Annotated in this window: 11 protein-coding genes and 1 tRNA gene; 6 read left to right on the top strand and 6 right to left on the bottom strand. The window is 40.2% G+C overall.

The features are described from left to right. Window positions 1-80 precede the first annotated feature (80 nt). Entirely contained in the window at window positions 81-578 is a 498-nt protein-coding gene (locus tag H5158_RS12195) for a TlpA disulfide reductase family protein (protein WP_145240416.1), read from the bottom strand. 287 nt (window positions 579-865) lie between these two features. Between H5158_RS12195 and H5158_RS12200 the strand changes: the two genes are divergently transcribed. Next, window positions 866-1,312 (top strand): Hsp20 family protein, encoded by a 447-nt coding sequence (locus H5158_RS12200; RefSeq protein WP_145240418.1) that lies wholly within the window; start codon window positions 866-868, stop codon window positions 1,310-1,312. A 140-nt stretch (window positions 1,313-1,452) separates the two neighbouring features. Here the strand turns inward: H5158_RS12200 and H5158_RS12205 are convergent, their stop codons facing one another. From H5158_RS12205 to H5158_RS12220, 4 genes are all read right to left on the bottom strand, one after another. Then, window positions 1,453-1,995 (bottom strand): hypothetical protein, encoded by a 543-nt coding sequence (locus tag H5158_RS12205; protein WP_145240420.1) that lies wholly within the window; start codon window positions 1,993-1,995, stop codon window positions 1,453-1,455. Continuing rightward, window positions 1,992-3,125: a peptidylprolyl isomerase gene (locus H5158_RS12210; protein ID WP_259399208.1), complete on the bottom strand. Its 1,134-nt coding sequence runs from the start codon at window positions 3,123-3,125 to the stop codon at window positions 1,992-1,994. The genes H5158_RS12205 and H5158_RS12210 overlap by 4 nt, the downstream gene beginning before the upstream one ends. Before the next feature lie 56 nt (window positions 3,126-3,181). Further along, window positions 3,182-4,195, bottom strand: a complete 1,014-nt coding sequence (locus H5158_RS12215; RefSeq protein ID WP_182740114.1) for a phospholipase — start codon at window positions 4,193-4,195, stop codon at window positions 3,182-3,184. A 115-nt stretch (window positions 4,196-4,310) separates the two neighbouring features. Beyond that, a complete protein-coding gene (locus tag H5158_RS12220; RefSeq protein ID WP_182740115.1) occupies window positions 4,311-5,864 on the bottom strand; it encodes a cryptochrome/photolyase family protein in 1,554 nt (517 codons plus the stop codon). A 111-nt stretch (window positions 5,865-5,975) separates the two neighbouring features. Here H5158_RS12220 and H5158_RS12225 point away from each other — a divergent pair, with 111 nt between their 5' ends. Next, on the top strand, window positions 5,976-6,788 hold the full coding sequence (locus H5158_RS12225) for a hypothetical protein (protein WP_182740116.1): 813 nt from the start codon (window positions 5,976-5,978) through the stop codon (window positions 6,786-6,788). A 17-nt stretch (window positions 6,789-6,805) separates the two neighbouring features. Here the strand turns inward: H5158_RS12225 and H5158_RS12230 are convergent, their stop codons facing one another. Further along, window positions 6,806-7,153 carry a globin gene (locus H5158_RS12230; RefSeq protein ID WP_182740117.1) on the bottom strand — a complete coding sequence of 116 codons (348 nt, stop codon included), beginning with the start codon at window positions 7,151-7,153 and terminating at the stop codon, window positions 6,806-6,808. A 718-nt stretch (window positions 7,154-7,871) separates the two neighbouring features. Here H5158_RS12230 and H5158_RS12235 point away from each other — a divergent pair. The 4 genes from H5158_RS12235 to H5158_RS12250 all read left to right on the top strand — a co-directional run. Next, window positions 7,872-7,948, top strand: a tRNA-Met gene (locus H5158_RS12235). Window positions 7,949-8,268: 320 nt separating this feature from the next. After that, entirely contained in the window at window positions 8,269-8,724 is a 456-nt protein-coding gene (gene rimP, locus H5158_RS12240; RefSeq protein ID WP_145240432.1) for a ribosome maturation factor RimP, read from the top strand. A gap of 38 nt (window positions 8,725-8,762) precedes the next feature. Beyond that, window positions 8,763-10,262, top strand: a complete 1,500-nt coding sequence (gene nusA / locus H5158_RS12245) for a transcription termination factor NusA (protein ID WP_145240434.1) — start codon at window positions 8,763-8,765, stop codon at window positions 10,260-10,262. A 25-nt stretch (window positions 10,263-10,287) separates the two neighbouring features. Then, window positions 10,288-11,027: translation initiation factor IF-2 associated domain-containing protein (locus tag H5158_RS12250; RefSeq protein ID WP_259399442.1), on the top strand; the 740-nt coding region annotated here is incomplete at its 3' end.

Below are 11,027 nucleotides of genomic sequence, written 5' to 3' on the forward strand. Positions count from 1 at the left end.
AATGAGAAAATATATAAAAATACGTAGTAAACTGTACGAAAATGTAGGCAAATGTAGGGAGGTGTTACAAGCTGTTACATTTAGTTTTGAGCTCTGATAGTAATACCTAATTGGCTTGAATAGCCCATTGAGCGTGCGGTTATTCGCAGTTGTTGATCAATTACATAGTAAGTAGGAAAGGCGCTGATTTTATAATTACTCTGGGTATTTTTATCGCCTAGTAAAATGGGCATTGTGAGTTTAAGTTCACTAACAAACTGCGCAACTGCTTGTTCATTTTTATAATCAAGTGCAATGCCAATGGCGTTGATATTAGAATCAACCAATGCCGCTTCTAGGTTTGGCATACTGTAACGACAGATTGTGCACCATGGCGCAAAAAAATAAACCACGGTGGTGTTACCTTTGAGCATCGCAATATCAATACGTTGTTCGCTGTCATTGAGCACAGGTAAATTAAAATATGGAGCAGGGCTGCTATCTGAGCTGAGTAAATTGCGTTGCTGATATGTAGTCACTACAAAAAACACCACAACTAACATAATTATATTGAGCAGCAAACTCGTTACTTTTTTCATATCGACCTCTAAAGCTAATTCCCCTTATTACTATTTAAAGACTTGAAAAGCAAACTTTGAATCCTCACTTTATTGAGTAGGCAAAAAGAGATTTTGAAAAAAAATAAAACTTTTTTCAAAAATAATCTTGAAAACAATTTCGCCGTCCATATATAGTTTAGTGAGGACGCCTGATGGGTCCCAACTAAACAGAAGTAATTGAAATTTATATTATTAATTAAACTTTGCTTGCGCTTGTTCAACCGAAAAGCACATGCAAAATATCGCTTAAATATGAGGATATTATTATGCGTACAGTAGATTTATCACCACTTTATCGTTCATTCATTGGCTTCGATCATTTAGCATCTTTAATGGATGCGGCCGCTCGCACTGACAAGCAGCCAAGTTTTCCTCCGTATAACATCGAAGCACTCGATAAAGACAAATATCGCATTACTATGGCTGTTGCCGGTTTTAGTGATAATGAGCTGACGATAGAGTCAGAAAATAACACCTTAAAAGTTGCTGGCATTAAAGCCAATAAAGATGACAGCGCAGAGCGCAAATTTATTCATCAAGGCATTGCTGAGCGCAACTTTGAACGCAAATTCCAGCTAGGTGACCACGTTAAAGTACTCGGCGCTGATTTAGCCAATGGGCTACTTAGTATCGATTTGCAACGCGAGATCCCTGAAGCACTTAAACCACGTAAAATTGAAATTGGCAGTGGTAACTTGCTAGAAGGTAAATAACCATCCCTTTGACAGTGTTTTTCCCCTAATTTACTTGTTATTTTTAGTAGCCGCCTCAGTTGAGGCGGCTTTTTTAGCTTTGCTTAAACATCGGGTCCGCTTAGCGCACCATTAATCGCAGATGATTAATGATGCTGTGTTCAGTTTGTATCTTTACTTTTTAATTTGGCTTGCATGTCTTTTAAGGCGGCAATTTTATCAATAGCAACTTGCAGCTGCCGTTGAGGGAGGCCTTTTTGACGGCCTTTTTCGAGCAAGCTTTCAAGGTTAGTTATTTTTTGTTGAGCAGCTATTACAAAGCGTTGCTCGAGCTGAGTTTGCTGCTGTTTATGAAAATCGAGGTAAGCTTGATGATCGGTTAAGTCGCCTTGAAACTGACTCGCACTGATTGGATTTTTTGCGATGACAGGCAAGTAACTCGGTGTAGTAATGGGCGGCAGTTGTTGACTGGCATCAGTATTTTTTAATGAGGTGTGACTATCAATCGCCGCTTCAGCAGTCATATCTGGATTAATAGCTGTCGGTGCCGACGCATTATTTATTTGTGGTGCGGGCGTTACTGGCGTTAAATCATCAGCAGCGCGGATGGGAGCTATTTCGCGTTTTCGCTCTGTTGTTAAATTTATTACTAAAAAACCTAAACAAGCGACGCCTGTAATTATGTAGATAGCTTTTTTATTCATAGTTTTACAGCATTTTGTTGTTGCCAAGCCAGCCAATTTTGCTGATAGCGTTGCTGCGCTTTTTGTATTGCGATGGCTTTTTTAGCTTGATAGCGAACAGTTTCGTCAGTAGCGCTAAAGTAGTTATACTGATGGTTATTACTAATTATGACGACCCATAGACCTTCAGGTGAGCGCATCACCGCAGATAATTCTTCTGCTTTTAGCGTATAAGCCAGTTGCACAGCCCAATTACTTTTATTTTTGCGAGTTAGTTTATTGTGATACTTAGCATAAATGTCGGTTTGCTGTGATATATATAATGCATCTGTAAAAGAGCTTGCTTGTACTGTGTTTCTAAAGCGAACCGCTTGCTCTCGCTCAGTAAACGCAGCGCCGTAAGCTGTCACTTCACTAAGGTATTTAAAGCGCGCTTTATTTGCCTGATAATAATTTTTTATTTCTTTATCGGATATTTGTTGTTCAAGACTGTCGAGTATTGGGCTTTGAACGTGCATCATGTCTTTAATACCTAGCCAACTTTGAATCGAAGGCCTTAAAATATCGCCTTTTGCTAGTTCTTCTAGGTGCGCGATACTGATCCCTTGCTTTAAAAGTAATGGCGTTGCTTTTAAAAGCAACGCCTCAAATTGTTGCTTTTTTATCACTTCAGTTTTGAATAAGTCACTTTCACCTTGGTGCAGTCGAAAGCGTACTTGCATAGATAAAGGGGCTATAAACTCATAAAGATTGACGGCGGTTGTAAAGAGCCCTCTGAGCTCAGTGCGCTGCATTTTATTGATTTGTTCAGCGTTGTATTGGCCATCAGCAGGGTAGCTAGGCAATACTTTGAGCAGCCACTGGGCATTATATTGTGTGAGATTACTTCCTTTAACATAGGATGTTGATAAATTGAGTTGCCTGTCAAATATGTTCATTAAATAGCGCTCAACATGGTACTGCGTGCTAAAGCCTACCGCAGATTGACGTTCAAGCAGCTCAGGCATATGTTGTTCTGCTTGATATAATAAAAATTGATTTTCAAACATATGTTTACGAACGTCTTTGCGACTAATGTTGGCATTGTGTTGTTGATAAACTTGCTGCATTAAACGCACTTCAGCAGCGCTATATTGGTTAAATGATGCCATTGTTAGGCTGCTATAAAGCAGTCCTAACAATAACAAAATACAACTGCTCAGCGCTTTCATTGGCGTACGACCATGGCATGATTAAGTAGGTGCACAACCATGGCAATCGCATGTGGGATCACTTGTTTTGCCGTATTTAAGCGGTCGTAATGGTCTTGTGAATTAAGCACAATACCGCCTTGAGCATAAGAAAAAGCGCCACCTTGTGTCAGTAAAGGACGTACGTCTTGACTGTTTATATCCAGTGCTGAAAATGTTTGCATGGCTTGTGTAATAAGGGCAGAGTCATTGAGTTGTTCCTGATCATAGTAGTCTTTTACCCAGCTTTCCCAGCTTGAATGATTGAGATCAGATGTGGTCCAAGTATGGTGTGGTTGTAGTAAGTCAGTTGTATGGAAAACAAAACCTAACACTTGTGGGTTGCCACTTTGCAAATAGCTTTGATACCAGTATTGACCTAAATTATCAATTGGCTGAAAAGGCATTTCTTCAAAGTCATCGTACATGTTGTAATTTGATTGGCTGTCAATTCGGTAATTAGCTTCAGTAATACCATAGCTGTTGTACTTTGATGAATCGGCATTAAACCAGCCTGTTTCACCGCCTTGACCGTCATCAAGGTAGTCACCTTTTAACCAGCTTGAAGCCAAGTTATCAACGGTGCCCCATACCGTCAGTTTTTGGTAATTGTAGCCACCAAAGTCGTTACCGTGTTGATCAGCCCCTTGGGTATGGTTTTGGAAATGCCAATAGCTGGTATATTTAACAATACTCTCTGCTGCTCCCCATATTGGTGCTTGAACACATGACCCCGTTACAGCACCACAAAAGAAGGTGTCTTCAAAGTCATCCACATCATAGGCTGCTTGGCCTAGTACTTCGGCTAACTGGGTTACCGTCATATTATTTTGTTGAGCGTATTGGCTTAATGCCGAAAACTGTGTGCTGCTTGGGTGCTGCTGCATATAGTTCACTGCATCGATGACGATACGTTTATGTGTTTCTTGGCTAAATGCCTGTGCTTGGCTTGTACTGATCAGTAATAATGTCGTTAAAAACTGTTTTTTCATCGTGTTCTCATAGTGTTGTGGAGTAATTTCTAATATTAGAAAGTAGGGTAATTACACTATAATTACAAATTAATTAAACATTTAATTAACAATATTACCTGATATGATACTTCTGTTAGAGTTTTTCTATATTATTTAGGCACCATTGCGCTCGCTCTAAAATAGCGTGCTGTTGTGATGTATCTTGTTTTTGCCAATTTTTATAGACCATGCCAATACGTGGGTTACGAGCTAAGCGGGCTTCATGGGTGTGCATAAATTGCCAATATAAACTATTAAAAGGGCAAGCCGTGTCGTCACTTTTTTGTTTTACGTTATAGTGGCAGCTGGTGCAGTAATCACTCATTTTGTTTATGTAGTTACCGCTTGCGGCATACGGTTTTGTGGCGATTAGGCCGCCATCTGCAAATTGACTCATACCACGGGTGTTAGGCATTTCTACCCATTCAATGGCATCGATGTAAATGCCCAAATACCAGCTATCAACTTCATTTGGATCAATACCGGTTAATAAGCAAAAGTTTCCGGTGATCATTAAGCGTTGAATATGATGCGCGTAGGCGGTCTCTAAGCTCTGCGTGATTGCCTGTTTCATACAGTTCATTTTTGTTTTGCCACTCCAAAAATAATCTGGTAACAGACGAGCAGCCTCAAGTTCATTTTTACTCGCGTAATCAGGCATATTTTGCCAATAAATACCTCTTACATATTCTCGCCAACCTAAAATTTGCCTAATAAACCCCTCAACTTGGGCAAGCGTGATCTGTTCTTGGCGTGCCGCAAACTCAGCCAGTACTTGCTTAATAACTTGCATTGGGTGCAGCATTTTTGTGTTAAGTGCAAACGCGATACGACTATGATACAAGCTCCATTTGTATGAGCTCTGACAGGTCATCGCGTCTTGAAATTTTCCGAAACAGGGGAGTAGATGAGTGCAAAAGTAATCGAGTAATTCTTTTGCTTGAGCACGACTGGTTGGCCATAATAAAGTTGCTGAACAATGGCCAAGGGTATTTACCTGGTGTTTTTTTATGCGCTGTAAAATAGCTTCAATATTATTGGTAAATATTTTTGGTTCAGGGATAGCAGCTAAATCAGTTTTTTTTAATTTGTTACGATTGTCTTGGTCAAAGTTCCATTGCCCGCCTAGTGGAGCATTATCTTGCATCAATATGTTAAAGCGCTTGCGCATCATGCGATAAAAAAATTCCATTTTCACATGCTTATCTTTTTTAAAATGGTCGCTGATATCAGCAAAAGGTAATAAAAAATGTTCGCTGTCTGTGGCACTAACATTAAAGTCACTGCTGTTTGCAAACTCTTGCAGTTGAGTTTTTAATCTATACTCATCAGGATACTGATATTGGATTTGTTGACACTGATATTGCTTCGCCAAGCGTGTTAGCAATGAGGTAATGCATGCGTCATCGTGGGTATCATCGAGTGTTAAATGAAGCACATTTAATTGTACTTGTTTGAGCGCAGTCGCAAAGTTCTCCATTGCCGCAAAAAACGCCGCTACCTTTTGTATATGGTGTTTTACATAATCTGTTTCTTGTTTTAATTCAGCAATGACATAAAGGTATTGTGTTTGATCCTCTTCTTTATACCAACTGTGATTGGCATTAAGTTGGTCGCCAAAAATAAATCTCAGAGTTTTATAGATCATTAATTTTGCTCAAAATTGTTTTATACGAATTAAATTGTCGATTAGATCGCATTTATTAATACTGATAGTCGTGGTATAGGTATTAATACGTAAACAAAGGAGTGTCGCCTTATGAATCAATATCAGTATGCTATTTGCAAATTTAAAATTGTTTTACCTTGTCTCATTGCACTTTGCCATGTTAGTTCTTTGCATGCCACAGTCTATCAGTGTGAAAAAAAAGGCGTCGTGGAATTTAGTCAATTTCCATGTGGTGATGATGCGAAACTAATCTCTGTAAAAGAGCAAAACCCAAGCTTATCTAGTCAGATTGTTGCTAATGAAAATATTGATACCTCGGGCGTTGATAGTTATATTCGGACTCGGCAAATTGATGCTGATATTCAACAGCATCAAGATAAAATTGATAGCTTAAGCGAGAAAATGAATCAGCAAATTGCCGCCTTAGGTGAGCAATCAGATGCGCAGTTAAATAATTTATCTGGTGCAAAAAAAGAAACTGCAATAGCTAATCAAATGACCAGTATTTCAGAGCGCTATAACGTTTTAATTGCACGTGAACAGCGGGATATTGATCGACTCTTAAAAGAAAAACACGCTTTGCCTGCGTCGAAAAACACGTCTGAAATTGACCAACAATCAACCCAGAGCAAAGGTATTGATTCGTTCATTCGGTCACAAGAAATCAAACGAGATGTTGAACAGCGACAATCAAAAATAGATACTTACCAAGCTCAAATGGATCGCCAAATAGCAGCCCTCGAAGCTCAGGCTAAAGAGCAACCTAATAACTTAACTGATGCGACTCTTGATAACTCCTTATCTAGAAAAATGAGTGCGTTAACATCAAAATATGCAACTTTAATCGATGTTGAACAGCACCAAATAGATCGTCTTCTACAAGAGTTAGCCAGTATAGAATAATGCATGTAGGTTATTTGTTATGAATTCACTTGCTGCTGCACGGACTTGTTAATTGCAACAATATTACTGGTATTAAATAAATAGCTTTTCACTATGCTGTTAAACATCCTGAGTGCATAACGCCACGCTTGTTCTAGGTTTAGCGTAAATTCTCGGCCCAAATGAATTTTTAGCGCAGCTATAAAAGCATCACATAATAAATCAACATCCTGACAAGTGAGGCCAGATTTACTTAGGTTGTTGGCATGATAATGAATAAAAGGTAATACAGACAATAAGCGATCTAAGTGGGTAATAGTGCGTTCCAATGAGCAATACAACAAATAACTTTTTTCACTTATTTCATCACTGCTAGGCCATTGCATTGTCAATGCATGACGTTTTAATTGCACATGAAAGGTAACAGTAAAACAGTGAAAGTTGGGTTTTATTATTGCGATACTTCATAATAACATTTTTTGATGATGAGCAGAAATACTCATAATAAGCCCTCTCTAAATAGCCTTAAATATGCAGATTGCCATTAAAAACTTAGTATAGACGCTGTGTAGGAAAGAGTGAGTAAATCGATGGAAATTGCGCGATAGCGTGCTTTATTAATGCCAATAAGGCTAGGGCGTGTTGACCTTTGTGGATTGAAATTTGTTCAATCTAGGGGCGATTTAATCGCGGCGCGAGGTTTGTAACCTAGTGGGCTAAGTAAAAATCGAGCAACAAAGAGTTAATCGCCCCTAGGAAGAACCCTTTGGGCAGCGCATGTTTGGAATTTATACTGCGTTATCGCCTATTTATGGGGAACAACCACACTACATAGACTCTGCCTTGCCTAAATACCAAACATACTGCTGCAAAATTAATCACAAAAGGTCAACACGCCCTAGGGCCTTTATGTTGGTTTTTAAAAATCGCACTTGGTGTTCCGTTATAGCTAATTGTTCTGACCTATAATTTTGTACTTTATAATCTAGTCATTCTTTACCAGTTTTTGGTTGCTAATTCCGCCAAGCCTCTTTATAATAGCCGCCATTGTCTAGCTCACTTAATTAGCTGCTAGGCAAGTATCAGATATTTGATACAAGTTGGCGCGGGATGGAGCAGCCTGGTAGCTCGTCGGGCTCATAACCCGAAGGTCGTCGGTTCAAATCCGGCTCCCGCAACCAAGTTTTTGAGATAAGCCATTAATTTTATTAATGTTTCTCAATTCTTGAAGCCATACTTTTGAGTAGCGATTTTAGTTACTGATTTGAAGTCGCGCATTCTATGTAATGCGCGTTTTGCGTTTAAGCCTTTGGGTTTAATTTAGATGGTGTTAGCTATCCGCAACCAAGCTTGGCCCATGGCCACACAGTTTTATGCTTTAGGTGTGACGCCCCGCTTGGTTCGGGGCGTTGTTGTATCTGCACCTCTTGATTTTAAATCAAGGTATAAGCTAAGTATTTTAGGGCTATAAGCCCTTTTTTTGTTTGTATGGAGAATTTTCGTGACAAAACTTGAGCAAGATTTATTAACCATGCTTTCACCGTCAGTTGAAATGTTAGGCTTTGAATTACATGGTCTAGAGTTTGTGCAAGCGGGTCGCCATTCTACGCTTAGGGTCTATATCGATCACGAAGCGGGGATCTCGGTTGATAACTGTGCTGATGCAAGTCGTCAAATAAGCGCAATTTTAGATGTCGAAGACCCGATTACAAATGAATATGATTTGGAAGTATCGTCTCCTGGTGTTGATCGTCTATTATTCAAACAAGATCACTACGAGAAGGCACAAGGAGAGGAAGTACGCGTGCGTACTAAGCTTCCACAAGATGGTCGCCGTAATTTTAAAGGCGATCTAATAGCAGTTAGCAGTGATATGATCACACTTTCATATGACGGTACTGAGCAGTTAATTATGCTCAGTAACATTGAACGTGCGAACATCATCGCAAAGTTTTAATCCGAGTGCGAAGGAATAGGGCAAGCGAGGCATAACCCATGGCAAAAGAGATATTATTGGTTGCTGAAGCCGTTTCCAATGAGAAAGCGGTTCCAAAAGAAAAGATTTTCGAAGCGTTAGAGTTCGCATTAGCGACTGCGACTAAGAAAAAACATACTGGTGAAATTGAAGTACGCGTTGCAATTGACCGTAAAACAGGTGACTACGACACTTACCGTCGTTGGCAGATTGCTGCAGTACTTGAAGATGGCTCACTGGAAAACCCTTACAGCGAAATCACGTTAGAAGCGGCTCAGGTTGATGACCCAGATCTTAAGATTGGTGATTTCATCGAAGAGCAAATCGAGTCAATTAAATTTGACCGTATTACTACACAAATGGCGAAACAAGTAATCGTACAAAAAGTACGTGAAGCTGAGCGCGCACTTGTTGTAGAAGCTTATAAAGATCAACAAGGCGAGTTAGTAACAGGTGTTGTGAAAAAAGCAACGCGTGACGCAATCGTATTAGATTTAGGTAACAATGCTGAAGCGGTTATTTACCGTGATGACATGTTACCACGTGAAAACTTCCGTCCAGGCGATCGCATCCGTGGTTTACTTTATGAAGTAAAACCTGATGCTCGTGGTGCACAGTTATTTGTAACACGCTCTAAGCCAGAAATGCTGATGGAATTATTCCGCATTGAGGTGCCAGAAATTGGCGAAGAGATGATTGAACTACGTGCAGCGGCACGTGATCCAGGTTCACGTGCTAAAATCGCCGTGAAATCTAACGACAAACGTATCGACCCAATTGGTGCGTGTGTTGGTATGCGTGGTGCACGTGTACAAGCTGTTTCTACCGAATTAGGTGGTGAACGTGTTGATATCGTACTTTACGATGACAACCCAGCTCAGTTCGTTATTAATGCAATGTCACCTGCTGAAGTTGCTTCAATTGTAATGGATGAAGACACCCATTCAATGGATATCGCTGTTGAAGCTGATAACCTAGCACAAGCAATTGGTCGTAACGGTCAAAACGTACGTCTTGCTAGCCAGTTAACTGGTTGGGAACTAAACGTAATGACAGTTGAAGAGATGCGCGCTAAGAACGAAGCTGAATCTGATAAGTTAATTAACTTATTCACTGAAAACTTAGACATCGATGAAGACTTTGCAACATTACTTATCAACGAAGGTTTCTCAACCCTTGAAGAAGTTGCCTATGTGCCTGCGTCTGAGTTTTTAGAAATTGATGGTTTAGATGAAGATACTGTTGATTTGTTACGCTCACGTGCAAAAGATGCATTAACGACTAAAGCACTTAAAACAGAAGAAAGCCTTGATGGTGCAGAGCCTGCTGAAGACTTATTAGCACTAGAAGGGTTAGAGCGTCACCTTGCGTTTGTTATGGCAAGCAAAGGGGTTGTTACGCTAGAAGATTTAGCAGAGCAAGGTATTGATGAATTAGTCGATATCACAGAGCTTTCTCCAGAGAAAGCGGGTGAGCTAATTATGGCTGCGCGCAACATTTGTTGGTTCGCAGACGAGTAATTTATTAACGGAGGTATTAGAGACTATGGCAGAAGTAAATGTTGAAAAACTAGCCGGGGATATTGGTACAACTGTTGATAAATTGCTTCAACAATTATCGCAAGCCGGTATCACTAAGCAAGCGGGTGATAATGTAACTGAAGCAGAAAAAGCAACGTTACTTGATCACTTAAGCAAGCAACACGGCGGCACAGGCTCAGATGGCCCAGCGCGTATGACATTGCAACGTAAGAGCAAAAGCACATTAAGTGTGACGGGTTCTACAGGTCAAGCAAAGTCAGTACAAGTTGAAGTACGTAAAACACGTACTTACGTGAAGAAAAGCGCGGTTGAGCAAGAGCAAGAGCAAGCACGTATAGCAGCAGAAGAAGCCGCTCGTCGTGAACTTGAGCAACAAGCTGCAAAAGAAGCAGCTGAGCTTAAAGCAAAACAAGACGCAGAGCGTAAAGCCAAAGAAGAGGCTGACCGTAAAGTGAAAGAAGAAGCTAAACGTAAAGCAGATGCTGAACGTGTAGCAAAACAGAAGCAGATGACCCCAGAACAAACCGCGAAGTCTGAAAAAGATCGCGTTGAAGCTGAGCGTCTGCAAAGAGAAGCAGAAGAGGCCGCATTGAAGAAAGCTGAAGAAGAAGCGAAACGTCAAGCTGAAGTATATTTACAACAACCCATTACTGAAGCTGTTATTTCAGTACCGGCCTACTTTAATAATAAACAACGACAAGCAACACAGCAGGCGGCTTCACTTGCTGGTTTAACGGTTGAGCG

This window comes from Pseudoalteromonas sp. SR45-6 (assembly GCF_014163545.1).
Classification (GTDB): domain Bacteria; phylum Pseudomonadota; class Gammaproteobacteria; order Enterobacterales; family Alteromonadaceae; genus Pseudoalteromonas; species Pseudoalteromonas rhizosphaerae.